This is a genomic window from bacterium (genome assembly GCA_019912885.1).
Taxonomy (GTDB): Bacteria; Lernaellota; Lernaellaia; order JACKCT01; family JACKCT01; genus JAIOHV01.
Genome location: JAIOHV010000213.1, coordinates 19,634 through 44,015, shown reverse-complemented (window position 1 = coordinate 44,015; position 24,382 = coordinate 19,634). Strand labels below are relative to the sequence as shown.

Below are 24,382 nucleotides of genomic sequence, written 5' to 3'. Positions count from 1 at the left end.
ACCGACCGCGGACGACTGCTCATCACCGCCCTGCAAGCCACGCGCAACGCCAGCCTCAAACAGCTGCTACACGCCGCATAGCCGACGCCGACCGTAGCTTCTGCGACTCCCAACAAGAATTTTCGCTATAGTAGTTCAGGGTGACAAGCGCCCGGCGTCCTTTGCGTTCTTCGCGTCTTCGCGGTGCGATGCGCATGACCTTTCAGCCTTTCAGTCTTTCAGCCTCGGCCTTACTCATATTGCTCGACGAACTTCACCATCTCCTTCGCGGTCGTGCCCGCCGGGCCGTTTGTCTGCGTCACGATGGTGTCGTGGTTCGCGCCGCGAATCTCGCGGATATACGCCGGCACGCCCTCGTCGATGAGCGCGTCAAAGAAATCCCCCGCCTGCGCGACGAGCGGGATGTCGCCTTGCATCTCGTGCTCGGCGAAGAAGACGAAAAACGGCGGCGCGCTGGGATGCACGTGCTCGATGGGCGACGCGTCGCGCCAATCGTCGCGATCATTGCCGAACGCGGGCTCGAGCACGTCGGTGTCAATCTCGTACACGCCGGAGATCGGCATCACGCCCGCGATGTCCGTGTCCGGGTCGATGCCGTGCTCACCTAGATAGCCGCGATCGAGCGCGACGAGCGACACCAGATGCCCGCCGGCCGAATGCCCGGCGAGAAACAGCGCGTCCGGGTTGCCGTCGTAGCGGTCGATGTTTCGCCGCACCCACGCGATCGCGCGCGCGACATCCTTCACGTGGCCCGGGTGGCGCACGCGCGGCGTCAGGCGGTAGTTCGCGCTGGCGACCGCGATGCCGTTTCGCGCCAACTCCATCGCCAGCGGCGCGACGTAGCGCTTGTTGCCGGCAAACCACGCGCCGCCGTGAATCAGGACGACGACGGGCCAGTCCTTGCCCTCGCGCGGCAGGTAGAGATCGAGCATGTGCGCAACCGCGTCGATGGGGTTGCCCTTGTAATACGTGATGTCATTGACGACGCGAACGTCGGACGAAGACGACGCCGGCGGCGCACCCATGAGCCCGCAGCCGGACGGCGCGATGACGAAGAAAACCGCGAAGGCGCAAAGAAGGCGCAAAGAGCGCGAAGAATTGAATTTCACGTGCCCCAATGTCATTACTCCGTGTCCCCTGTGGCTTCCCTGTGCTCCCTGTGTACCGCCGAAAATAAACCTACGCGATTCGACGAGTCCGCCGCCGCGAAGGTTAACACGAACGCGCATCATGGCGCTGAAGATTCCTTCGCGATTTGCGAACGCTCGTACGCAACGCCGGTATCGAAAACCGATGCCGCATCCGCGTTTTCGCCCGCGCGGGCGCGGATACTTTCGATTCTGTCGCGCGCGCTGTCCGTCGCGGCGCGTACCGACAGGCGTCCAAGCGAAAACCATGCCTTTCGATCTTTCGGCCGATTCGCGAGCAACAAATCGAGCGCCCGCGCGGCGTCGGGATATTGGCCAAGATCGATCGCGGCCCGCGCGAGATTGGCGAGCGCCTTCGGGTTCGGCTCGCCGGTGAACGCCGCGGCGCGAAACATCTGGAAGGCCTCCTGCGAGTCGCCGCGGATCGCCGCGAGCGTACCGAGGTTGTTCATGACGTGCGTGTTGCGGGGTTCCTTTGAGAAGTTGTCGCGCCATAGCGCCTCTTCGCTTGTCCACGCGCCAAGGCGCTGCCACGTCATGACGCCAAAAATGACGACAACCGCCGACGCCGCGCCGACCGCGATTCCACGGCGGATTCGCCATCCGGGGCGCTCGATCAGGACTCCAATCACGCCGCCCATCGCCAGGCACATCGCCGCCGTGGGAAGGTAGTAGTAGTGCTCGGCAATCGGGCGAAGAAGCGGCACGAGTCCCGATGACGGCGCCATCGTCGCGGCGAAAAGCAGCGCCGCGAACGGCACGATCGGCGCGGCGCGGCGGGCGCGCCACGCGGCAAAGAAGATCGCGATCCATACGAGCGTCGCTCCGATGGCGACGCCCGGCGAGGCGAGCGAGGCGATGTCCGCGGTGCGGATCGCTCGCAGATTCGTCGGTACGAACGCGAGCGCGAACGCCTTGAGCGCGATCGCGGGAATGGCCGCGACGCGCGTCGCGAGCGGAAATGTCACCTCGATGCGGCCCCCGTGCGAGATGTCGAGCACGAACCACCGCCAAACGACGTACGCGAGCGCAAGCGCCGCGACGGGGCCAGCCAGACGTGCAGCCAGCCGAAGCCGCTCTCCGCATCCGTCATCCTGAGCGAAGCAAAGGATCTCCTTCCGCGCACCGATTCGCGCCGCCGGTAGAAAGAACGCCAGCGCCGCCGCCGGCGCGGCGAGTGTGAGCGCTTCGTCCTTCGTCAGCAGGGCGATCGCGTAGAGCGCAAGCGCGAGGGCAAACGCGCGCGTTGTCCGGCGTGTGGCGAGATCCTTCGCTTCGCTCAGGATGACAAAGGGACGGCTCAGGATGACAAGTTCGCCGTTCGTCGCCGCGCGCGCGAGCAGCGCGAGCACGGCGAGATAGAGCGCGCCGGCCATGACGCCGCCGCGATTGGCGACAAGGGCCACCTGCTCCGTCGCGAGCGGATGCAGTACGAAGAGCAGTCCGGTGAAAAACGCGACGCCAAGCGGTAGCGCGAACGCGCGCGCCAGAAAGAAGATCGACGCGGCGGCGACACCGTGCCAGAGCGCGTTGATCGCGCGATGCACCGGTGCGCGCTTGCCGAAAGTCATCGCCTCCAGGTGAAACGTGAGCGCCTGCATCGGGCGATAGAAGCCCATGTCGCGCGGCGATTGATTGAAGTGGCCGAGGTCCTCCACGAAATAGCGAAGGATGTTCGCGGGATCTTCGAGCGCCGGATTGTCGGCAATGAGCGACACGTCGTCCCACATATACGGCGCGGGCAGCGCGCGCGCGTAGGCGACAAGCGAAAGAAGCACGAGGAAAAGGGCCAGCGCGCCCTCGCGCGGGGCGGCGCGGGGAATGGACATTATGGGCATGATCGACAATATGGACGGCGCCCCTGTGGACACGGGCGGAGCGCGACGATAAAAAATGCGCTTTGCCGCACGCCGGACGGGGCGTCTGGTTTGTCCATCCCGTCCATAATGTCCAATCGGTCCATTTCGTCCATCCCGCTGTTTTTGGAGAAACCATGCCCCCGATCCTGCCCGCCGACCGCATCCGCAACCTGCCGCCGTACCCCTTCGCCGCGATCGACAAGGCGCGCGAAAAGGCGCGCGGGGAGGGAAAGGATATCATCAGCCTGGGGATCGGCGACCCCGACCTGCCGACGCCGCGTTTCATCGTCGATCGCCTGCGCGAAGCGGCGACGGACCCGGCGACGCACCGCTACCCGGACTACAACGGCCGGCGCGATTTCCGCGCGGCGGCGGCGGCGTTCATGCGCGCGCGATTCGGGCAGGCGTTTGATCCCGACACCGAGGTGCTCGCGCTGATCGGCAGCAAGGAAGGCATCGCGCACGTGCCGCTCGCGTTCGTGAACCCGGGCGACGTGACGCTTTGCCCCGATCCGGGCTATCCGGTTTACGAGGTCGCCACGTCGTTCGCGGGCGGATTGCCGCATCGCTTCGCGCTTTCGGCGGATCGCGATTTCGCGCCCGATCTTTCATCGATTCCCGCCGACGCCGCGGATCGCGCGAAGATGCTGTTTTTGAATTACCCCAACAACCCCACCGGCGCGGTCGCGACGCGCGAGACGCTCGAAGAGGCCGTCGCGTTCTGCCGGGAGCACGGCATCGTGCTGGTGTACGACAACGCGTATTCCGAGCTGGCATTCGGCGGCTTCGCGCCGCTTTCGATATTCGAAATCGACGGCGCGCGCGAGGTGGCGATCGAGATGCACAGCCTCTCGAAAACCTTCAACATGACCGGCTGGCGCATCGGGTTCGCGGTCGGCGACGCGCGTTTTGTCGGTCCGCTTGGAAAGGTGAAAACGAACATCGACTCCGGTGCGTTCGACGCGATCCAGCTCGCGGGCATCACCGCACTCGAACGATACGAAGACGCGGCGGTAAAAGACAATCACAAGACGTTCGGCGACCGGCGCCGCGCCACCGAGACGCGTCTTGGCGAGATGGGCATCGAGTTTCTCTCGTCGCCCGCGACGTTTTACGTCTGGTGCAAAACGCCCGGCGGAAAAAACAGCGCCGAGTTCGTCTCGCGGGTGCTGTCCGAGACGGGCGTCGTGCTCACACCGGGCACCGCGTTCGGCCCGTCGGGCGAGGGGTATTTCCGCATCGCGCTCACGGTACCCGAGCCGCGCCTGATGGAGGCGATGGACCGCGTGGCGGGGGTGCTGTAACGGAGCGCCTGGGCCGGCCGATCGCCGATTCGGCATGAGTTGATCGCGCCCTGGAAGGCGCTCCTACATTCCCGGCCGCGGTTCCAATTTCGTTGCGTTTGCGCGCAGCAGGTCCATCGCGCGCATGTTCGCCACCGCATCGCGCGCGTCCCAGCGCGGCGGTGCGTTGCCGAGCGCGGCGTCGGCGAAATCCTCGATTTGACGCACGTACGCATTCGCGCCCGGCGCGGCGACGATCTCGTCCGCCTCGCCCCAGCGTTTGACGACAAATCGCGACGCGTCCTCGCCCGGATGCCACGGGCTTTCGATCTCGATCGCGCCCCTCGTGCCGGTGATGAGCGCCCCGTGCGTCTCGGCGCTTGCGATGCTCGCGTGGATGTGCGCGATCACGCCATTCGGGAACGCGAGCACGCCCGCGAACGTTTCGTCCGCGTCCGCGCCGGTAAAGATTGCGGCGGCGTGCGCCGGTTCGCCGCCGGCGACCCATCGCGCGAGGTGCACGGCGTAGCAGCCCACGTCCGCGAGCGCGCCGCCTCCCAGCTCCTCGGCGCGGACGGTGTCCGAGCCGTCGTCCATGAACGTGAAGCGCGCGTCGATGGAACGTACATCGCCGATCGCCCCTGCCTGGAGACGCGCGAACAGCGCGTCGTACATCGGGTGGTGGCGATACATGAATCCCTCGGCAAGATGCCGGCCGGCCGCGCGCGCGGCATCCGCCATGCGCCGCGCGTCGCCGGCGTTTGTCGCGATCGGTTTTTCGCAAAGCACGTGTTTGCCCGCCGCCAGCGCGGCGATTGTCCAGCGCGCGTGCAAGCTGTTCGGCACGGCGATGTAAATCGCGTCGATGTCCTCGCGTGCGAGCAATTCTTCGTACGATCCGCAGGCGTACTCGATGCCGAACCGCGCCGCGAACGCGCGCGCTTTTTTGATATCGCGGCTTGCAACCGCGACGGCGGCCGCGTTCCGGCTCGCGGCGATCGCGGGAACGATCGTGCGGGCGATGTTCGCGGTCGAAAGAATGCCGAATCGGATCCTGCGTTCGGTCACGCGCGCCTGTTCCCGCGATGGGTCAATCAAGCGGCGGGTAAAAGTCGAGCCGTGAGAGATTCGTGTCGCCGACAAACGGCGTGAACCCGTGCCCGCGCGAAAACTCGACCGCGTCAAGCATCTGCGCGACGTCGTTGGTGTAGTCGACGGTGTAGACATCCAGATCGTCCGCGAGCCCATCGAGTTCGTCGAGCGTCGCGTCGCGCTCATCTCCGTCGACCGCGCGATAGGTGTCATCGCCGCCATCCGGCGCGTCGAAGTCGGGGATGTAGCTCACGTCTTCGCGGCTCGTCGCGTCGATGAGATCGCGGGCGTCGCCGCCCACCTCGTCGTCCAAAAGCAGATCGCCGCCGTTTTGCACGGCGATGTAGGCATCGGGAAATTCATCGCGCAACGTCGCGAGCACATCGACGAGCGCGTCGCGAACGTCCTTGTCCGGGTAAAGCGCGAAGATATCGACGTTATCGATGTAAAACCCGTCCGCGCCGGCGTCCCAGGCCGTCCAGCAGACCTCGTCGATGAAGTTCTGTTGCCAGCCGGCGTCGGTCACGTCCACCCAGCATTCGTCTTCCCAGTTTTCGTACGCGGCGAGGCACAGATCCTCGAACTCGCCGGCGAACGAACGCCAGGATTCCAGCGAGCCGAGATTCACGTACGACAATACGAGCGTGCCCGCATCCGCGAGCGCGTCCATCAGGTCTTCGTCTCCGTCCTCGTACACGTCGAAGACCGCGACGTTGAAATTGGAGAGCCGCGCCATCGCCGGCCCGTCGCCGGAAAGCAGGTATCCGAAGGGATAGCGGCCGTCCTCGCGGTAGGGAAATGCGCCGCCGCCGTCATCGTCGTCATCTTCGTCATCGTCGTCCCCGCAACCGCAGCCGGTAAGGGGAATCAACGCGAACGCGAACGCGCCGAGCGCGAAAACGGCGAGAAATCGGATGGACATGGCCCGTGATTCTACGCCCGGCGGCGCACGCGCGTCACCCGTCCGTATTTCTTGACGCGCGCCAGGCGCGCGGGAAGTATGGCGGCGCGGAAATTCATGGCGGAAAAACTCACCTACAAACGCAAAAACCTGCCGCGCAAGCGGATGCCGTCGGAGAATTTTCCGGTGCCGTTCTGGTATCGCGCGATGGCGTGGATCGGCACGTGGATTCTTTCGCTCATCATGCGCGCGATCTACGCGACGTGCCGCTACGAGCACCACGGCACGGAAGCCGAAATCCGCATGAAGCAGAAATACCACCGCGCGGTTTACGCCGCGTGGCATCGCGATCTGCTGCAGCTCATGTACGTCGGACGGCGGCGGCGAAACGGCCTGTACAATCCCGCGTGCATCGCGAGCCGCAGCAAGGACGGCGAGTGGGCGGCCGGCCTTATCCGGCGGCTGGGATATTGCGCGCCGCGCGGATCAAGCACGCGCTTCGGGCGCGAGGCGCTCGCGGAGATCGTCGATCTTTCGCGCGAAGGGTACGACTGCGCGCTCGCGTGCGACGCGCCCAAAGGCCCGGCGCAGCGATGCAAGATGGGGACGGTGATCCTCGCGGCGCGCTCGGGCGTTCCGATCGTTCCGTCGGCCGCGGCGGTGTGGCCATGCTGGCGGCCGAAAACGTGGGACGGCACGGTGATACCCAAGCCGTTCGCGCGTTTCGTGTGCGCGATGGACCCGGATCACGTCATCGTTCCGGACGGCGCGGACGAAGCCGCGATCGAGCGCTGCCGCAAACGGCTCGAAGACAAGATGAACGTCCTGTCTTACCAGACCGACGCCTACCTGATGCGCCCGGGGCGGTACGCCACGCCGTTCGACGTGCCGGTGCCCGATGACTACCTGGGCGACGCTTGGGACCCCCAGCGCCACAGCCTCGCGCGCGGGGAGTACGATCATCAGGAGTGAAACGACAACCTGCTGGACGCCGTCTTTCGTCGAAGGAATCGGTGTGTTACGATACGTATGCATATTTTTAAATATGCAGACAAAACGGAACACATGGTCGCCAATACGGAAAAACTCGAAAGACTCATCGCCGACAGGCAGTTCGTTCGCGCTCGCGATCTGGACGGGTACGGCATCCCACGCATGACGCTAACGCGACTTGTGGAGCGCGGATATCTGCGTCGCGTGGCCCGCGGCCTGTACATGTCCGAGGAGCACGAGGTCACGCACCACCATTACCTCGCGCGGCTGGCCAAACTTGTCCCGGACGGCGTGATCTGCCTGCTGACGGCGCTGCGCTTTCATGAACTTGGGACGCAGAACCCGTGGCAGGTCTGGGTCGCCATCGACCGAACCGCGCGAAAACCGCACATCCGCGATCTGCCGCTGAATTTCGTCCGCTTCTCCGGCGCGGCGCTGACGCACGGGGTCGAAACGCACCGGATCGAGGGCGTCGATGTCCATGTGACCACGCCGGCGAAAACGGTGGCCGACTGCTTCAAGTACCGCAACAAGGTCGGGCTCGACGTGGCTACCGAGGCGCTTTGGGATTTTCGCCGTGACCGCCGCGGCACGATCGACGACCTGCTGGCCGCCGCCAGGGTTTGCCGCGTCGAAAAAATCATCATGCCGTTTATTCAGATGACGATATGAGCGCGAAACGAAACATCCCTGCGTCTGTGCGTGACCGCCTCCTCAAGCAAGCACACGCGCTTAAGGAAGATTTCACGCTTCGGTTGACCAACTTCGGCATCGAGCGATTTCTGTATCGCGTCACGCAGTCCGAATTCGCCGACGATTTTGTCCTCAAGGGCGCCGTGCTCTACACGCTTTGGGACAACGCCCCGCAACGACCGACGCGCGACCTCGATCTCCTGTCGCTCGGTGCATCGGACCGGCGGCGTTTCGTCGAACTGTTTCAAGGTATCTGCAAAGCACCCGTCGAAGCCGACGGTGTCGAATTCGACGCGAACACCGTGCGTGTCGCGCGCATTCGCGAGGACGGTGTGCATGACGGACTACGCGTCACGCTGACCGGACGTCTCGGCGTCGCGGTGATTCCGGTGCAAGTCGACGTGGGATTCGGCGATCGGTTGGTACCTCCGCCGCGATCCGAGACGCTTCCCACGATGTTGGACCACCCCGCACCGACCATCCTCGCCTACCGGCCCGAAACGGTGATCGCGGAAAAGTACAGCGCGACGGTCGAACTCGGTCAGTCGAATACGAGAATGAAGGATTTTTTCGATATCGAGCACTTCTCGCGCACGACATCATTTGACGGAGGCGTTCTCGGCGCGGCGATCGTCGCGACGTTCGGAGGTCGCCACGACGACCTTCCACGGGCGTTGCCGATCGCGTTCACCGACGGGTTTCTGCACGATTCGTTGAAGGCCGCACAGTGGTCGGCGTTCCTTCGTCGCGCGAACCTTGCCGCGCGGGAATTTCCCGACACGATGAAAGCGATTCGCGATTTTTTGTGGCCGCTCACCGAGGCGATCGCGTCCGGGACGCACGCGGATCTCGCGCGGGAGCCCGGCGGCCCGTGGCGGCGCCGAAGCTGATCCGCGTGCCCCCTACGGCTCGATCACGCTCACCGTGTTCTCGTCCGCGTTGACGAACCACAGCCGCCCGTCGGGGCCGATCTCGATGCCCATGACGCCCGCGCCGACATTGACGCGGTCGATCTCGGCGCCGGTGACGTCAAATCCCGCGATGTCGCCCGTTTCGTAATCGCTCACGAAGATGATGCCCTCGTGCACCGCGACACCGCAGGGCGTCTCGAATCCCCCATCGACGAACGTCTCGTGGTTCGCGCCGCGATATTCGGAATACTCCGCGAGCGGCTCCTTCGCGCCGGACAGATCGCCCGCGAACGCACCGGACTCGGTATCGAAGCGCACGACGCGCGCGGCGCCGGTGTCGGCCACGTACATCCACCGCGTTTCATCATCCATCGCCAGATGCCCGGGCACGTCCGGTTCGCGCGTCAGCCCGATTTCCGTGTAACGGCGCACGATGCCGTCGGAGTGGTCGTCGTATCCGGGCCCGTGATCTTCCTTGAAATCGTAGCGCACGATGTTGCCGTGCATGCCGTCGAACACCCAATACACGTTGGCGGTGTCGTGCTCGATGCCCATGCAAAGCGGGCTTTCGTGAAGCATGTCGAGGTGACTGCCGAGCAGGTTGTCGAACTGATGCACCGCCGCGTAGACGTCGAGATCGCTCGGCCACAGCGCCGGCCCCATGAAATCGTTGGGCTCGGCCTGGCCGTTGTAGGTATTGCGCGATTCCTGGCAGGTCGCGAACGTCCCCGGCGCGCCGAACGCGATGGAACTGACTTCCTCCATGAAGTGGTTGGCGTAGCGGTCGATGATCTCGTCGGACGTCTGCTCGTCCGAGCCCGCGTCGAAATAGATGACCGTGCCGTCGGTCGCGCGGTTCACCGTCCACAGCCGGCCCGGGCGCTCCGGATCGAAATCGAGATCGCGCGGGACATCGAGGCCGTCGTCCGCGGTGCCGATGACGACGATCTTTCGCGTTTCGTCATCGCCGAATTGCGGCACCTCGGCCGGAAGATCGTCGGGGATCGGCTCGTCGTATCCGGCGGGCCCGTCGTCGTCGTCACCGGCCGCGTCGTCGTCTCCGCCATCGGACGAGTCGTCGTCGTCATCGTCGCCGCAGCCGCAGCCCGCGGCGGAAAGCGCGAGCGCCGCAAGCGCCGCCAGAAACGCAAAAGGGAAACGGTGTCGCGTCAGCGTCATGAAGGGCATTTTACGCGAAAGGGCGCGTCGGCGCGACGCGCAAGGAGAAAGATTCGCGGAAACGTACCATCCCGCCCTTGCTGCCGTGAGCGGTGTTATCGCCCTGAGCGCTGTTGTCACCCTGAGCGCTGTTGTCGCCCTGAGCGCTGTTGTCACCCTGAGCGAAGCGAAGGGTCTCATTGGGTTAAACAGCGAGATCCTTCGCTTCGCTCAGGATGACAACGCACGTCACTCGGCGGGCTCGGCGATGGGCGCCTCGTGCTCGGAGTACACTTCTTCCAGCGCGAGGATGAGCGCGTGCGATTGGTGCTGCGTCACGTCGATGCGCAGCGGCGCGAGATTTTTCGCATTCATGACGCCGCCGATCGCGAGCGCATCGTCCGTGCGATGTTTCATGAGAAAGCGGTTCTTCCTCACGAGCGGCCCCTCGACCTGCCACGCCGTCAGTTTGTACAGGCCGCGGTCGATCGTGTAGGCGATCTCGTCGATCGCGTCCGCGAGGTGCATCCGCCGCGCGATCGCGTACGCGCTCGCGATGCCCTCGTAGGCGTAGCCCGTGTTGGCGCGGCGCGAAAGCGTGCGGTGCGTGTGGATCATCCACCACGCGAGCACGACGGCGGTGTTCTTGTAATCCTTCGCGTTGGCCCAGCCCGCCTCGCCGTATTCGCGAAACGCCATCGAACCCCACTGGTAGAAGCCCTTGGTTTTTTCCGAGTCCGCGTCCTTTTCCCACGCGTCGAACGTGTAAAACCGGGCCATGGCGGACGCGGCCTTTTCGATCGCCGGCACAAGCTCCACGCGCCCCAGATAGCGCGCGGCCTTGGCGAGCGCGAGCAGCGACTCGCCATCGAAATACGGGCTCGTGCCGATCGACGGCTTGCCGTTCAGCACGAGGCTCGCTTGCGCAAACCGGCCGTCGCCGCGCTGCATGCGTAACAGATGCGCCAGATAGCCGTCGAGCAACCGTTCGAATTTTTCGATGTCCTCGCCGGGAAATGATTCCCTGACGCGCAACGCCTCGATGAGCGCAAGCGCCGTCAGCGCGACGGTGCCGGTCTTGCACATGATCTCGCCGGGATACGCAATGTCCATCGCGTCCTTGCGCGATTTCGTGTGGCGCTCGAAAAACTCCACGCCCTTTTTCACGGCGCCGGCGGTTTTCGGCGACGGCTTGTAACGATGGATCGACGCCACGCCCCAGAGCGCTCCCGCCTGACGCACCTGATTGTCGTCGTCGTTCATCGACTTTTGCACGAAGTCGTATTCGTAATTGAAATTGCCCTCGGTCCGTTGATTCGCGATCAGGAATTGCGTCGCGAGCTCAAGGGAATGTTCAAGCGTCGCACGATCGATCTTGTGATCGTCGGGCCGATCGACCCATTCGAGCGATTTGCGAACGCGGTCGATTCGCTCGGAAAACGGCAGCGATTCAAGCTCCTCCTCGACCGGCACGGGCGACGCGACAAGGGGATTGCGCCCGCTTGAAAGAATCCAGACGGCGGCAACCGAGATGAGCGCGACCGCGAGAAGGGAAAACGCGATATTGGCGGTGCGGGGTTCGATCGTCGGGCCTCCGGTCAGTAGGGATCGGGCAGGGGCGGCGCGGGCGGCGCCAGGGGATCGGCCTCCTCGAATTTCACGCCGCCCAGAAACGGCACGCCCTCGCTCACGAAGCGGAACAGCCGCGCGCTCCCTTTGGCGTGCGTCGTGAAGCGATAGGCATTTTCGTCCGCGACGTCAAAATGAAACTCGATGCCGCCTCGATCATCAAGCCGCTCGTCGATCGCGGCAAGCTCCGCGATGTTGTCCGTGTAGTGCCCGTTTTGCTTGTGATAGGCCTTCAGCGCCTTCTCGGCGATCGTGCCGAGTTCTTTCGCGCGATCGTCGGCGTGCGGACTTTCGCGCGTGCCGACCTGAACCGTGACGCGTACGATCAGAAGCGCCGCGAACAACATCGCGATCGCGCCGGGCAAAAATCCGGGCCAGCCGAACGATCGCCAACGCCGCGCGCGAAAGAGGTCGAACGCGCGGATGCCGGCGTACGCAAGCGCGGTCGCGGCAAGCCCGCCTTTCATGATCGCGCCGAAGATCGCGGTGATCGTCCCGGCCGCGCCGGCCTTGGCGTCAGGCCAGACGAAAAGCGGGATGAGCGACGCGAGCGCGACCGCGCCGGCGACGTTGGCGGCGACGAGCGCGCGGCGAAGATCGCGCCCGACCGCGCCGGCGTTCATCGCCCGCCCCCAAACAGGGGACAGTCACCTATTTTTGGGAGTGTCGATTTTCGAGTGCCGAATGTCGAGCGGCGCCGTCGCACGCAGAGTCTATTCCTCGCTACGCACGCGCTCGGCACAGTCGATCCAGGCCAGCACGCGGTCGCGATCGTACGCCGTGGGATACGGTGGACTCGGCGGTTGGCCGCTGTTATCAAGCAGCGCGCCGCGCACGTCCTCGGCGTTCGCCAGCACGAGCTCTTGCGTGTCGAAGTTCAGATCCGCGGGGGCGCCGCGCCGCGCGTCGCCCTCAACCTGTTCGGAATGGCAACGCAGGCAGTAGCTGTCGAAAAACGGCAGCATGTCTTCTTCGAACGAGACGCCGCAATAGTTGGAATCCACCTCGCCGTCGATGCCGCCCTCGTCGACGTCTTCGGTTTCGCTCTCGACGCACGCGACGACGGTCAGGAGCGCGGCGAAAAGCACCGCGAATGCAAACGCGGCGGCAGCGCGCCGGCGCGGCGCGGCCAAAATTCGAGTCGGTGATAGCGAAAACATAACGACTGGTCCTGCGTGCGTCTTTTGGCGCGAACGGCCGGAAACGCCCGGCGCCGCGCGGGAGCCGCGAAGTATAGATACGCTCGCCGCGCCTGACAACGCGGTCGGTCAGGCCGTCGTCGCAAACCGGAGCCGAACGCCCTTGCCGAACGTTCCGCAATATGGCATGTTCCACATAATGCGGAACACATATAAGTATGGAACACTTGGCGTTCGGGCGGCCGCCGAAAAGGTCCGCGAGAGGCTTCCGCCGGGCTGGTCCTCGGAACTTCGGGCAGGATCGGGCGACCAGGACGCGGTGTTCGTCCTGCGGGGCGCTGACGGGCGTCGCGCCACGCTCAAAGTCGTTTCGCGCAGGCAAATCGGCCCGAAGGACGTTCCGTACCTCGTGAGCCAGGCCCAAGACGCGCCGCTTCTGATCGTCGCACCATTTTTCAGCGTGAGAACCCGCGAGCTCCTCGCCGACTCCGGCGCCAGCTATATCGACGCGACGGGCAACGTCCGGATCGCCGTCGCTCGTCCGGCCGTTTTTATCGAGGGTCGCGGCGCCGATCGGGATCCGAATCGAGAGCCCCGCGCGCTCAAAAGCCTAAAAGGGGCCGTTGCCGGGCGCGTCGTTCGCGCCCTTTGCGACTTCATGCCGCCTTATGGCGTGCGCTCTCTCGCGGAGACTTCGTCCACCCCCCTCGGCACGGTGTCGCGGGTGATCAGCTTTCTCGAGGAGGAGGCGCTTATCACGCGTGACGACAAAAAGGTGGTTACGGCCGTCGACTGGCCGGCTCTCATCGCACGCTGGGCTCGCGACTACAGCGTCACCAAGTCCAACGTGCCGCGTTCCTATCTGGAACCTCGCGGGCTCGCCGCCCTGGGCGCCAAAATATCGAGGCTCGGACGGTACGCCGTTACCGGCAGCCTTGCCGGAACGGGTCTCGCGCCGGCGCGGCTTGCCATGATCTATGTCGATGACGCCCAATTCGCGGCGGACGTACTTGAACTCGTGGCCACGGAAACCGGCGCCAACGTTTGGCTTATCGAGCCGTACGACAACGTCGTGTTCGAGCGGACGCAAAACGTGCCGTTCGCACCCGCGCCCGAAATGCCGGCCATCACGGCGGCGGCGTCAAGTCAGATCGTCGCCGATCTGATGACGAGCCCTGGCCGCGGCCCGCAAGAAGCCGAAGCGCTCATTCAGAAGATGAGGCGAACCGAGTATGCCTGGCGCCAACGCCCCCGATCCTGAATACATCGCTGCAAGGCGCGTGCTGCTCGATGCCCTCGAAGCCCTCGACACGCATCGGAAATCCGTCGTGTTGGTCGGCGCGCAGGCGATCTATCTGCACACGGGCGAGGGGGATCTCGCGGTGGCCCCGTACACCACCGATGGCGACCTCGCGATCGATCCACGAGAACTCGACGACGAACCCATGCTGTCGAACATGCTCAAGGGCGCTGGCTTCAAACTCACGATTCGCCCCGGCACCTGGAGCAGGTCGGGGGTGCAGATCGACTTTCTCGTGCCGGCGTCATTCGGCGGTCGGGGACGGCGGGGCGCCCGGCTTGGCGTTCATGGCGCCGACTTCGCGCGGAAAGCCGCCGGCCTCGAAGCCGCGGTGGTCGATCACGCGTTCGTCCGAGTAAGCGCCCTTCACCCGGCTGACGCGCGGGCATTCGACGTGCGTGTTGCCGGTGTCGCCGCGCTGGTCGTGGCGAAGCTCCACAAGATCGCGGAACGCGCGGTCACACCGAACCGCCTGGAGGACAAGGACGGCCTGGATGTACTGCGCCTGCTCCGGTTCGCTGATACGGCGAATCTTGCCGACGCGCTTTCCAGGCTTGCCGCGCATCCCCTGGCCGGGGAGGTTACCCGGCAGGCGCGCGGGTATCTCGGCCGGCTCTTCGCCGATCGCAACGGCATCGGCGCGCGGATGGCCGTACGCGCGAGCGCCGGACTCGAAGTCGAGGGCGCCATCGCCCTTTCTTGTGAAGCGCTTGCGCGGCGGCTTCTCGATGCCTGGAAATAGGCCCTGGACTTTCGACCGGCCCGCACCTCGTTGAAATGCGCCCGAAGCGGGTATACTAACGGCTTGCGCGGCGCGCTTTCAGGCGCGGCGCGAATCCCTACCGCCGGCGTTTTGGAAAAGCGCGTCGATCCGCGCGCGCCCGCGGCGTTTCCTTTTCCTTGCCGGAGACTGCCATGCCGCTCGATCCGCTTGATCTCGAACGCCTTTCGCGCGTCGCCAACGCCATCCGTTTCCTCTCCATGGACGCCGTTCAGAAGGCGAACTCCGGCCACCCGGGCGCGCCGATGGGCCTTGCGGAAATCGGCGCCGTGCTGTGGGCCAGGCACCTGCGTTTTGACCCCGACGACGAGAACTGGCTGGGGCGCGACCGCTTCATGCTCTCGAACGGCCACGCGTGCATGTTTCAGTATTCGCTTTTGCACCTTTTCGGCTGCGATCTGTCGATCGACGACATCAAGAATTTCCGCCAGTACGAGAGCAAAACGCCCGGCCACCCCGAGCGCGCGCACACGCCGGGCGTTGAGATCACCACCGGCCCGCTCGGTCAGGGCTTCGCCAACGGCGTCGGCATGGCGCTCGCCGCGAAGATGGCCGCGCAGCACTTTCCGGACGGCGAAGGATTTTCGCCGTTCGATCAATGGATTCACGTCATCGCCTCCGACGGCTGCCTGATGGAAGGCGTCACGCAGGAAGCGGCGAGCCTCGCCGGGCACCTGAAGCTCGACAACCTGATCGTCTACTACGACGACAATCACATCTCGATCGACGGCCCCACCGAGATCACCTATTCCGACGATGTCGCCGGGCGATTCGCGTCGCTCGGATGGCACGTGCAGTCGATCGACGGGCACGATCTGAACGCGATCGACAACGCCATCACGACCGCGAAGGAGGCGCGCAAGCCCGCGATCGTCATCTGCCGGACGCACATCGCCCACGGCGCGCCGCACGCGCACGACACCTCCGACTCGCACGGCGCGCCGCTTGGCGATGAGGAGATCGCCGCGACGCGAAAGGCGCTCGGCTGGGACCTGCCGCCGTTTGAGCTGCCGGATGACGTGCGCGATTTCTGCGGCGGCGTCGTACACGAAAGGCGCGAGGCGCGCGCGGCGTGGAACCGCCGTTTCACGGCGTGGAACGACGCCAACCCGGATCGCGCCCGGGCACTCGACGATTTCTGGAACCGCCGCCTGCCAACCGATCTGTTTGACGCGCTCATCGCCGTCGCACCGGACAAGAAGGACGCAACGCGCTCGCTTGGCCATGCGGTTTTGCAAAAGGTCGCCGCACTCGTGCCAGGGCTTGCGGGCGGATCCGCGGACCTGGCCGTCTCGAACAAGACGGACATCAAGAATGGCGGCGCCGTCGCGCCCGGAAATTTCGCCGGCCGCAATATCCATTTCGGCGTGCGCGAGCACGGCATGGGCGCGATCGTCAACGGCATGGCCGCGTTCGGCGGATGGCGCCCCTACGGCTCGACGTTCCTCATTTTCACGGACTATCTGCGCCCCACGCTGCGGCTCGCGTCGATCATGCACCTGCCGGTCGTTCACGTGTGCACGCACGACTCGTTCCAGCTTGGCGAGGACGGGCCGACGCACCAGCCGATCGAGCACCTGGATTCGCTTCGCCTGATCCCCGGCATTCTGGTGCTGCGTCCGGCGGACGGCGTCGAGACGGGCGCCGCGTGGTACGCCGCGCTGCAACACTCCGGGCCGAGCATCCTGTCGCTGACGCGGCACAAGATCCCGCCGGTCAAGCGCGACGCGCCGTACACGATCCACGATCTGCTGAACGGCGCGCAGGTGGTTGAAACGCATCTCGACGAGGAGGCGACGATCGTCGCCACGGGCTCCGAAGTCTGGATCGCGCAGGAGGCCGCGCGGCTTTTGCGCGAGGAGCACGGCATCGCGACGCGCGTCGTGTCGATGTTGTGCCGCGAGCGATTCCTTTCGCGCACGGAAGAAGAACGCGAGCGAATCGTGCCGTTCGACCGACCGGTGTGCTCGATCGAGGCCGGCGCAACGCCGGGATGGGCCATTGTCACCGGGCGGCGCGGCCTTTCCATCGGCCTTGACCGTTTCGGCGCCTCGGCGCCCGACGATGTCCTGCGCGAGAAGTTCGGTTTCACGCCCGAACAGGTCGCCGGGCGCGTTCGCGCGTGGCTCGCGTCGCTTGACTCGTCCGCCGGCACGCCGCCGTCGGGCGCGTGAGGCGCGTTCGTGGCGAGTCATCCGTGGCATGACGTGGAGCTTGGCGACATCGACGCCTTCCGCGCGGTCATCGAGATTCCCAAGGGCAGCAAGGTCAAATACGAGCTCGACAAGGAGTCGGGCCTCATCAAGGTCGACCGCGTGCTGTATTCGTCGGTCGTGTATCCGGCAAACTACGGCTTCCTGCCGCGAACGCTCGGCGACGACGACGATCCGCTTGACGTGCTCGTGCTGATGCAGGAGCCGGTCGTGCCGTTGTCGCTTCTGTACGCGCGGCCGATCGGCATGATGGAAATGGTCGATCAGGGCAAACAGGACGAAAAAATCATCGCGATTCATCTGCACGATCCCGCTTACGCGTCGTACAACAATATCAGCGAGCTGCCGCCGCACGTGATGCAGGAAGTCCGCCGCTTTTTCGAGGATTACAAGAAACTCGAAAACAAGGAGGTATTGGTGCGTGATTTTTTCGGCCCCGCGAAGGCGAAGGACACGATCCGGCACGCCATCGAAAATTATCGCCGCGCGTTCAGCGCGTAGCGAACCCGTCCCGCGCCTGTCCCGCGATGGCGCATCGCATAAGCGATCGTGAAATAACGTTACGTCGCGCCCCTTTTTGCGAAACCGCTTCCGGGTAGATTTTTCCGGCCGCGGACCGCCGCAAAGGCGCGTTCGTTACGCGCCTCACGGAGAACGCCAACGTTGCCATCAGGCGTTTTAGCACGCTGATACCTTATTGATATGGAACGCGGCGGTTCCGCATTCCCGCGCGGTTGATTGCACCCGCGCACAAGGGGCACAACGCCCGATCGGATGGCGCGACTTATAGACCGCGAATACGCACCTTCCGCCGCGTACGTTGCCGCCGCGAACGGTTATCCGTTTTTTTGAAAAATAGCGATTCGCGGAAGGAGAAAAAAAATGGCGCATGCCAATAACACAAGCCACGGGTCGATATGGCTGTCGACGGCCGAGGCCGAACCGTTCGAGCCGCTGGCGGGGGACGTTTACGCCGACGTCGCGATTGTGGGCGGCGGGCTTACGGGAATCCTCACCGCGTGGCTCCTGAAGGACGCCGGCAAATCCGTCATCCTGGTCGAACGCGAGCGTGTCGGCCACGGCGAAACCGGCCACACGAGCGGGCATCTCACCGAGGTCTTCGACCGGCGCTACTTCGAGCTTGTCTCCAAGTTCTCAAAATCCGACGCCGCGCTCGCCAACGAATCCGCGCGCGACGCCATGGGCATGATCGAGAACATGACGCGCGAGATGGGCATCGATTGCGATTTCGCCCGCATCCCCGGATATCTCTACGTCGAGCGGCAAAGCCAGGAGCTGGAGCTTCGGCGCGAGCTGACGGCGTTGCGCGACCTGGATATCGACGCCGAGTGGATCGAGTCCCCGCCGTTGCCGTTCGTCACGCGCGGAGCGCTGCGTTTCGCGGATCAGGCGCGGTTTCACCCGCTCCGTTTCCTGAACGGCCTGGCGGCGCGCATTCCGGGCAACGGATGCGCCATTCACGAGCACACGCGCGTCATCGACGTGCGCGAGGGCGAGCCCTGCCGCGTCATCACCGACCGCGGAACGGTGCTCGCGGAAAACGTCGTCATCGCGACCAATTCCCCGGCGACCAACCGCTACGCGCTTCTGACGAAGCTCGCCGCGTATCGGACCTACGCGATCGGCGTGCACCTGAAGACGCCGGCCGCGCCGATGGACGCGCTGTTTTGGGACACCGAGACGCCGTACCACTACATCCGCACGCAGACGATCGACGGCGAGCCCGTCGTGATCGTCGGCGGCGAGGACCACAAGACCGGCGCGGTCGAGAACACCGAGGCGTGTTACATCCGGCTCGAGGAATACGCCCGCGCGCGATTCGATGTGGAGTGGGCGCCGTATCGCTGGTCGGGCCAGATCCTGAATCCGGTCGACGGCCTGCCGTACATCGGCCGCAACGTGATGAGCGATCGCGTCTTCATCGCCACCGGCTACGCGGGCACGGGCCTCACCGGCGCGGCGATCGCGTCGATGATCCTCTCGGACGCGATCCTGGAGATCGAGAACCGGTACGCCGGGTTGTACGACGCGCGGCGCGTCAAGCCGCTCGCGTCGGCGGCCCGCTTCCTGGCCGAGAACAAGGACTACCCCGCGCGACTCGTTACCGACCGGCTGAACCGGCGGCCCGTCGGCGCGGGGGATTCCGAGATCGAGGATCTGCCGCGCGGATACGGGCGCGTGATCGCCCTGGATGGCGAACGGATCGCAGTCTATCGCGACGACACGGGCAAGCTGCACGCGATGGATCCGACCTGCACGCACCTTGGCTGCCACGTCGCGTGGAACGGCGCGGAGCGAAGCTGGGATTGCCCGTGCCACGGCTCGCGGTACACCGCGACCGGCCGCGTGATCCACGGTCCGGCGACGCAGGATCTTCACCTCGCGCCGCTGCCCGAATACCGGCGCACGCCGGCCGAGCCGCGCACGAAGACCCAGGAGGAAAAACGGAAATAGACGCCGCGGCGACGCGGCTTGCGTTGCCCGCGGCGTTGGCGCGATGGGGGATACGGGAAAACGCGCGGCGCGTGGCGGAAACGTCGGTATTCGACCTCCGCCACGCGCCGGCCAAACGACAAATCGTCAAGGGGGATTTCGTCATGAAGATAAGAGAAGTCATGTCACGCCAGATTCAATACGTTCAGCCGAACGACACCGTGAGAACGACCGCCGAGAAGATGCGGGAGTTCGACGTCGGCGCGATCCCGGTGATCGACGGCGAAAACTGCATTGGCATCGTGACCGACCGCGACATCGCGCTTCGCAGCGTGGCCGAGGGATACGATCCCATGACCGAGCAGATCGCCGACATCATGAGCGCGGGCGTCGTCTCCTGCCTGGAGGACGACGAACTCGAAAAGGCGACGCGGATCATGGAACAGAACAAGGTGCGCCGGCTGCTCGTCGTGAATACGCAGGGCAAGCCCATCGGCGTCGTCTCGATGGGCGACATCGCGCAGAACGTCGAAGACGCCGCCGCAAGCGAACTCGTCCGCGAAGTGACGGAACCGTAACGGGCGCGCGAGCGCGGGCGCCGCGCCCGCTTCGAAAACCGACGGCCCCGGCACGCGCCGGGGTCGTTACCGTCTCAGCGCGGGGTGTCGCGATGCCGCGGGCCAAACGATTCATCGACGAATCGACCGTGGGGTTGATCCTGAAGCGTTACGGGTTGCGCCTGCGCGATCGCCCGCGCCTCCTGACGGGCGGGCTCGAGAACACGAACTTCGTCGTCGACACCAATGCGGGCCTCTTCGTGCTGCGCCGGTACGACGATGCGCCCCGCGGCCGCGCGGCGCGCGAGCTACCTTTTCTGTCCTATCTCGCCGAGCGCAATTTCCCCACGCCCGAACCGATCCACACGATCGACGGTCGCCGCCACACGACGCATCACGGCCGCCCGATCGCGCTGCTGCGTTTCGTGCCGGGCGACGTGCCGCCGAGGATGACGATGAACGTCGCGTCGGAGATCGGCGTGGCGCTCGCGCGGCTTCACATCGTCGGCGCGGCGTATCCCGAAAAGCTGCCGGGCCTGGAAAGGCTCGGAACCATCGCGAACGCCGCGCGCGCCCGGCGCGCCTATCCCGGGCGCGACCGCTTCCGGCGCATCGCGAAAAATTTTCTCGAAACCGACGGCGCGATCCTCCGCCGCGCGCTTCCGCGGCTGCCCGGCGGGCCGATCCATCACGATCTGCACCGGCTGAACGTCATCTTTCGCGGCGATCGTCTTGCCGCCGTCCTCGACTTCGTCTCGCTGCACCGCGCGCCGTATATCATCGACCTCGCGCGTTCGCTGCACTACTTCGCCGGGGAGAACAAGGCGCACGTGCTGCCGCCGCGCGTCGCGCGCGCCATGATTGACGGATATGTTTCGCGGCGTCCGCTCTCCGGCGACGAAACGGCCATCCTTCCCGCCGCGTTCCAGTTCGTGAACCTCTTCGACGCCGCGGCGTACATCCGCGCGAACGCGGGCCGGATGCGATCGCTCGCCGATTGCAAAAGCCTGCGTATCTATCTCGCGAACCGCCAAACGCGGTGGCGTTTGCCTTCTTGATAACGCTTCCGTCACCCGATCCTATCGCACGGGAACAAGGTCCGGCCGCAACTCCAGCACCGCGTCCGCCAGCGCCGCCGCGATAAGATCGTGGCCCGCGCGGCTCGGGTGGTACTCATCAAGCAGGAACGCGTCGTCGCCCGCGGCGCGCAGGATCGCCGCCGCATCGACGAGAACCTCACGGCGTGGGGGCGCGTATTCGCGCAGCGCCGCGTCATATTCCTCGGTGTCGAGACTTTTCGCGGGGTAGGTCAGGAAGATGACGCGCCCGCCCCACGCCGAAGCGAGCCGCGCGATCTCCTCCGCGTTGTCGAGAAACTCGCCCGGAGGAACGCGCATCGCCGATTCGCCCGCCGGCGGCGGCCTGTTTTTCTTGCGACGCGGCGCGGCGAGCGGATAGACGTTCAGGCGCAGCAGCGCGCTTGGCGCGTCGCGCATCATCCGCTCAAGCCGGGTCAGCTCGGGCATGACGCGTGATTTGTCCCCGCCGGCGTAACGGCGCGATTTCCATTTGTCGGTATGTCCGAACATGAACGTCACGATCTGCGGCCGATAAAGCGGCCCCAGGTCGCGAAGCAGCGTGACGCCCTGGTACGACGAATAGCCGTTGACGCCCGCGTTCAGTACCTCGATCGACCGGCCGGGCAGGCGCTCGCGAAGGCGCGTCTCGAGACGGCGCGGGTACGCCGCCGCCTCCGGCACGATCAGGCCGTAGGTCGACGAACAACCCAACGCGAGGATACGAAGATCCGGCCGCGCCTCCGGATCGACGGCCGGGCCGCGGAGCCCCTGCTCGTTGATGCCCGAACCGATGGTCCGCTGATTTGTCCATAGCAGCACCGGGTCGTACTGAAGCATCCCCACGTACGGAATGAAGCGCGCGATCGTCTCCCAGAGCACGAACATCGCCGCCAGAAAGCCCGCGAACGCGAGCGCGTGCCGCTGAATCGCGCGGGCGCGGAGCGGTGCGTCAGATGTAGCCATGGAGACGCGCGGTGAGGTAAGCGACAAACAGAATCGCACCCCCGAGCACGAACGCCGCGCCACCGGCGACGCGCGCGGGCGCGCGGAAGGTCGGCTCGATCATGACAAGCCACCCGAGCGCCGCGGATGCGATCGCGATCGGAATGGCGATGTTCCATCTACCGCCGACGAGCACCCACGATACCGCCGACGCAACGAAATACGCCGCCGCCACGGGCGGGCGCGCGTACGCGCGGCGCGGGCGCGACTTGCCCACGGCCGGGGGCGTGGCGCTTGGCGAATTGTCCATGCCGTTCATCATGTCCAATCCGTCCATCGTGTCCATGGGATTGCGGCCTTGCCCCTGCCCTGTCCGGCGGCCCGGCGCGACGGCCTCTTTCCTCTTTCCTCTTTCCTCTTTTCTCCTTTAAGGTTTGGCGCGACGCGTATGCCGCACAAAACCCTATTTTCGCGCCGGCTGCTTTTCATCACGGGGAAAGGCGGCGTCGGCAAGACGACGATCGCCGCCTCGCTGGCCGTGGCCGCGCGCGACCGCGGCATGCGCGTGCTGCTCGTGGAGGTCGGGGTGACCGAAAACCTCGGCCAGCTCTTTCACAAGTGGATTCCCGTTTACAATATCGCCACGGTCGAGGACGACCTGGACGTGCTGAGGCTCGATCCTTACCTCGCGTTTCAGGACTACCTCGCACAACAGATGAAATTCGAGTGGGCCGCGAAAAAGTTCCTGGAGACCGACGTCATCCGGGCGCTTTTGCAGGCCGCGCCGGGCTGGCGTGAGCTGATCACCCTCGGGAAGATCTGGACGATCGAGCAGGCGGCGGACAAGCGGACCGGCAAGCCGGAATACGATCTCATCGTCGTGGACGCGCCGGCAACCGGGCACGGCGTCGGATTCTTCCGCGTGCCGAGGGCCATCATCGACACATTCAAATACGGGCCGATCCGGCATCATACGCAGGAGGTTCAAAAACTCCTGCTCGATCCGCACCGCACGCTTTTGAACGTCGTGACGCTGCCCGAGGAGATGCCGATGAACGAGGCGTGCGAGATGTTCGACGCCGCGCGCGACCAACTGCTGATGCCGTTCGGGTTCGTGTTCATAAACATGATGCCGCAAAAGGTGCTGACACCCGCGCAGCAACAGCGCATCGACGCGCTCGCCAAGGACGGGAAGGCGCTTGCGGCGCTCGACGCCGCGCTTCCCGGCGGGCACGAGAGGCTTTTGGCCGCCGGACGGCGCGAACAGGCGCGCCGCAAACTCGCGGAAGGCTACGTGACGCGCGCGAAAAAGCGCATCGATGCGGAGTTCGTCGAGCTGCCGTATCTCTATCAGGAGGCGATGAACCGCGACGGGCTGTCCGTGCTCGCGCGGGCCATCGAGGAAGCCGGGGCGTAGAGGGAGGAACGGGGATTGAGGATCGAGGATTGAGGATTGAGTCCATCGCAACGGGACATCGCGGTGTGCGTTGCGATGACCTTTCAGACTTTCAGACTTCCAGACTTTCAGACTATTCAGCCGGGCACGGGCATGGGAGAAAAAAATGAGCCGCTTTGACGAAATGTACCAATCCCTCGGCCAGGCGCCGTGGGATATCGGAAGGCCGCAGCCGGTCATTCTCGCGCTCGAGGAATCCGGCGAAATCCGCGGGCGCGTGCTCGACGCGGGGTGCGGCACAGGTGAAAACGCCCTGTATCTCGCGGCGCGCGGGCACGAGGTCGTCGGCATCGACTTTTCCGAACCGGCGATCGCCTTCGCGAACGACAAGGCGGCGGAGCGCGGCATCGCGCGCGTGAGTTTCGCGCGGCTTTCCGCCCACGACGCCGGAAGGCTCGAAGGCGTCTTCGATACCGTCATCGACGTGGGGCTTTTCCACACGTTTCCGGACGAGGACCGCGAGCCGTGGGTGGATTCGCTGCGCCGCGTCACGGCGCCCGGCTCGCGCTATTTCCTGATGTGCTTTTCCGAGCACGAAAAGCGCGAGGGCGGTCCGAGGCGGGTTACGCAGGAAGAGATCCGCGACACCTTCGCCGAGGGATTCAAGATTCTCTCGATCGAATCCGCCCGGTTCGTTTCGAACATCCACGAGGACGGCGCCGCCGCGTGGCTGGCGCGGCTGGTACGGGTTTAGGGGCGTATCCGGGGAGCTTGGGCGGGCGCGAAGGGTCTGACGGACGCCCCGCGGGGGCTCCCGAAATTCGCTCCCGCGTATTCCATTCGCAATTCCCTAT

Annotated in this window: 23 protein-coding genes; 13 read left to right on the top strand and 10 right to left on the bottom strand. The window is 65.2% G+C overall.

The genetic code is table 11. From position 1 onward, the window contains the following. Positions 1-230: 230 nt before the first annotated feature. Entirely contained in the window at positions 231-1,025 is a 795-nt protein-coding gene (locus K8I61_19075) for an alpha/beta hydrolase (GenBank protein MBZ0274150.1), read from the bottom strand. 203 nt (positions 1,026-1,228) lie between these two features. After that, the gene (locus tag K8I61_19070) at positions 1,229-2,977 is read right to left on the bottom strand and encodes a tetratricopeptide repeat protein (protein MBZ0274149.1); all 1,749 of its coding nucleotides are present in this window, start codon (positions 2,975-2,977) and stop codon (positions 1,229-1,231) included. Positions 2,978-3,141: 164 nt separating this feature from the next. Between K8I61_19070 and K8I61_19065 the strand changes: the two genes are divergently transcribed. After that, positions 3,142-4,311 (top strand): LL-diaminopimelate aminotransferase, encoded by a 1,170-nt coding sequence (locus K8I61_19065; GenBank protein MBZ0274148.1) that lies wholly within the window; start codon positions 3,142-3,144, stop codon positions 4,309-4,311. Positions 4,312-4,374: 63 nt separating this feature from the next. On the opposite strand, the gene K8I61_19060 is transcribed toward K8I61_19065, so the two are convergent. After that, positions 4,375-5,358 (bottom strand): Gfo/Idh/MocA family oxidoreductase, encoded by a 984-nt coding sequence (locus K8I61_19060; GenBank protein ID MBZ0274147.1) that lies wholly within the window; start codon positions 5,356-5,358, stop codon positions 4,375-4,377. A 22-nt stretch (positions 5,359-5,380) separates the two neighbouring features. Beyond that, a complete protein-coding gene (locus K8I61_19055; GenBank protein ID MBZ0274146.1) occupies positions 5,381-6,304 on the bottom strand; it encodes an endo alpha-1,4 polygalactosaminidase in 924 nt (307 codons plus the stop codon). Between the two features lie 96 nt (positions 6,305-6,400). Here K8I61_19055 and K8I61_19050 point away from each other — a divergent pair, with 96 nt between their 5' ends. The 3 genes from K8I61_19050 to K8I61_19040 all read left to right on the top strand — a co-directional run bounded on the left by K8I61_19050 (position 6,401) and on the right by K8I61_19040 (position 8,859). Continuing rightward, positions 6,401-7,255, top strand: coding sequence for a lysophospholipid acyltransferase family protein (locus K8I61_19050; protein ID MBZ0274145.1), 855 nt, complete (start codon positions 6,401-6,403; stop codon positions 7,253-7,255). Positions 7,256-7,348: 93 nt separating this feature from the next. Further along, positions 7,349-7,948, top strand: a complete 600-nt coding sequence (locus K8I61_19045; protein MBZ0274144.1) for a type IV toxin-antitoxin system AbiEi family antitoxin domain-containing protein — start codon at positions 7,349-7,351, stop codon at positions 7,946-7,948. 26 nt (positions 7,949-7,974) lie between these two features. Further along, entirely contained in the window at positions 7,975-8,859 is an 885-nt protein-coding gene (locus K8I61_19040) for a nucleotidyl transferase AbiEii/AbiGii toxin family protein (GenBank protein MBZ0274143.1), read from the top strand. Between the two features lie 12 nt (positions 8,860-8,871). On the opposite strand, the gene K8I61_19035 is transcribed toward K8I61_19040, so the two are convergent. The 4 genes from K8I61_19035 to K8I61_19020 form a co-directional block, all read right to left on the bottom strand. Next, positions 8,872-10,059, bottom strand: a complete 1,188-nt coding sequence (locus tag K8I61_19035; GenBank protein MBZ0274142.1) for a hypothetical protein — start codon at positions 10,057-10,059, stop codon at positions 8,872-8,874. Between the two features lie 228 nt (positions 10,060-10,287). Next, positions 10,288-11,511, bottom strand: coding sequence for a hypothetical protein (locus K8I61_19030; GenBank protein MBZ0274141.1), 1,224 nt, complete (start codon positions 11,509-11,511; stop codon positions 10,288-10,290). A gap of 125 nt (positions 11,512-11,636) precedes the next feature. Beyond that, positions 11,637-12,290 (bottom strand): hypothetical protein, encoded by a 654-nt coding sequence (locus K8I61_19025; GenBank protein ID MBZ0274140.1) that lies wholly within the window; start codon positions 12,288-12,290, stop codon positions 11,637-11,639. 90 nt (positions 12,291-12,380) lie between these two features. Further along, the gene (locus K8I61_19020; GenBank protein ID MBZ0274139.1) at positions 12,381-12,800 is read right to left on the bottom strand and encodes a hypothetical protein; all 420 of its coding nucleotides are present in this window, start codon (positions 12,798-12,800) and stop codon (positions 12,381-12,383) included. Between the two features lie 415 nt (positions 12,801-13,215). Here K8I61_19020 and K8I61_19015 point away from each other — a divergent pair, with 415 nt between their 5' ends. The 7 genes from K8I61_19015 to K8I61_18985 all read left to right on the top strand — a co-directional run bounded on the left by K8I61_19015 (position 13,216) and on the right by K8I61_18985 (position 21,169). Then, the gene (locus tag K8I61_19015) at positions 13,216-14,067 is read left to right on the top strand and encodes a hypothetical protein (protein ID MBZ0274138.1); all 852 of its coding nucleotides are present in this window, start codon (positions 13,216-13,218) and stop codon (positions 14,065-14,067) included. A gap of 67 nt (positions 14,068-14,134) precedes the next feature. Further along, positions 14,135-14,848: a hypothetical protein gene (locus tag K8I61_19010; GenBank protein MBZ0274137.1), complete on the top strand. Its 714-nt coding sequence runs from the start codon at positions 14,135-14,137 to the stop codon at positions 14,846-14,848. A gap of 173 nt (positions 14,849-15,021) precedes the next feature. Beyond that, positions 15,022-17,061 (top strand): transketolase, encoded by a 2,040-nt coding sequence (tkt, locus tag K8I61_19005; protein MBZ0274136.1) that lies wholly within the window; start codon positions 15,022-15,024, stop codon positions 17,059-17,061. A 9-nt stretch (positions 17,062-17,070) separates the two neighbouring features. Then, positions 17,071-17,601 carry an inorganic diphosphatase gene (locus K8I61_19000; GenBank protein ID MBZ0274135.1) on the top strand — a complete coding sequence of 177 codons (531 nt, stop codon included), beginning with the start codon at positions 17,071-17,073 and terminating at the stop codon, positions 17,599-17,601. 381 nt (positions 17,602-17,982) lie between these two features. Further along, positions 17,983-19,575 carry an FAD-dependent oxidoreductase gene (locus K8I61_18995; GenBank protein MBZ0274134.1) on the top strand — a complete coding sequence of 531 codons (1,593 nt, stop codon included), beginning with the start codon at positions 17,983-17,985 and terminating at the stop codon, positions 19,573-19,575. Between the two features lie 143 nt (positions 19,576-19,718). Next, positions 19,719-20,132: a CBS domain-containing protein gene (locus K8I61_18990; protein ID MBZ0274133.1), complete on the top strand. Its 414-nt coding sequence runs from the start codon at positions 19,719-19,721 to the stop codon at positions 20,130-20,132. A gap of 92 nt (positions 20,133-20,224) precedes the next feature. Further along, positions 20,225-21,169: a phosphotransferase gene (locus K8I61_18985; GenBank protein ID MBZ0274132.1), complete on the top strand. Its 945-nt coding sequence runs from the start codon at positions 20,225-20,227 to the stop codon at positions 21,167-21,169. Positions 21,170-21,190: 21 nt separating this feature from the next. Here K8I61_18985 and K8I61_18980 read toward each other — a convergent pair whose 3' ends face one another. Both K8I61_18980 and K8I61_18975 read right to left on the bottom strand, forming a co-directional pair. After that, complete coding sequence (locus tag K8I61_18980; GenBank protein MBZ0274131.1) at positions 21,191-22,153, bottom strand: SGNH/GDSL hydrolase family protein; 963 nt, start codon at positions 22,151-22,153, stop codon at positions 21,191-21,193. Further along, entirely contained in the window at positions 22,140-22,478 is a 339-nt protein-coding gene (locus K8I61_18975) for a hypothetical protein (protein MBZ0274130.1), read from the bottom strand. The genes K8I61_18980 and K8I61_18975 overlap by 14 nt, the downstream gene beginning before the upstream one ends. A gap of 102 nt (positions 22,479-22,580) precedes the next feature. On the opposite strand from K8I61_18975, the gene K8I61_18970 reads away from it, so the two are divergent. Continuing rightward, on the top strand, positions 22,581-23,549 hold the full coding sequence (locus K8I61_18970; protein ID MBZ0274129.1) for an ArsA family ATPase: 969 nt from the start codon (positions 22,581-22,583) through the stop codon (positions 23,547-23,549). Between the two features lie 145 nt (positions 23,550-23,694). Continuing rightward, positions 23,695-24,282 carry a class I SAM-dependent methyltransferase gene (locus K8I61_18965; protein MBZ0274128.1) on the top strand — a complete coding sequence of 196 codons (588 nt, stop codon included), beginning with the start codon at positions 23,695-23,697 and terminating at the stop codon, positions 24,280-24,282. Positions 24,283-24,382: the final 100 nt, after the last annotated feature.

Bases quoted from the DNA above. Each gene is read 5' to 3' on its own strand.
- K8I61_18985 (MBZ0274132.1), top strand. From the start codon at position 20,225: ATGCCGCGGGCCAAACGATTCATCGACGAATCGACCGTGGGGTTGATC.
- K8I61_18990 (MBZ0274133.1), top strand. From the start codon at position 19,719: ATGAAGATAAGAGAAGTCATGTCACGCCAGATTCAATACGTTCAGCCG.
- K8I61_19045 (MBZ0274144.1), top strand. From the start codon at position 7,349: ATGGTCGCCAATACGGAAAAACTCGAAAGACTCATCGCCGACAGGCAG.
- K8I61_19050 (MBZ0274145.1), top strand. From the start codon at position 6,401: ATGGCGGAAAAACTCACCTACAAACGCAAAAACCTGCCGCGCAAGCGG.
- K8I61_18965 (MBZ0274128.1), top strand. From the start codon at position 23,695: ATGAGCCGCTTTGACGAAATGTACCAATCCCTCGGCCAGGCGCCGTGG.
- K8I61_19065 (MBZ0274148.1), top strand. From the start codon at position 3,142: ATGCCCCCGATCCTGCCCGCCGACCGCATCCGCAACCTGCCGCCGTAC.
- K8I61_19070 (MBZ0274149.1), bottom strand. From the start codon at position 2,977: ATGTCCATTCCCCGCGCCGCCCCGCGCGAGGGCGCGCTGGCCCTTTTC.
- K8I61_19025 (MBZ0274140.1), bottom strand. From the start codon at position 12,290: ATGAACGCCGGCGCGGTCGGGCGCGATCTTCGCCGCGCGCTCGTCGCC.
- K8I61_18995 (MBZ0274134.1), top strand. From the start codon at position 17,983: ATGGCGCATGCCAATAACACAAGCCACGGGTCGATATGGCTGTCGACG.
- K8I61_19035 (MBZ0274142.1), bottom strand. From the start codon at position 10,059: ATGACGCTGACGCGACACCGTTTCCCTTTTGCGTTTCTGGCGGCGCTT.
- tkt (MBZ0274136.1), top strand. From the start codon at position 15,022: ATGCCGCTCGATCCGCTTGATCTCGAACGCCTTTCGCGCGTCGCCAAC.
- K8I61_18980 (MBZ0274131.1), bottom strand. From the start codon at position 22,153: ATGGCTACATCTGACGCACCGCTCCGCGCCCGCGCGATTCAGCGGCAC.
- K8I61_18975 (MBZ0274130.1), bottom strand. From the start codon at position 22,478: ATGGACACGATGGACGGATTGGACATGATGAACGGCATGGACAATTCG.
- K8I61_19075 (MBZ0274150.1), bottom strand. From the start codon at position 1,025: ATGGGTGCGCCGCCGGCGTCGTCTTCGTCCGACGTTCGCGTCGTCAAT.
- K8I61_18970 (MBZ0274129.1), top strand. From the start codon at position 22,581: ATGCCGCACAAAACCCTATTTTCGCGCCGGCTGCTTTTCATCACGGGG.
- K8I61_19055 (MBZ0274146.1), bottom strand. From the start codon at position 6,304: ATGTCCATCCGATTTCTCGCCGTTTTCGCGCTCGGCGCGTTCGCGTTC.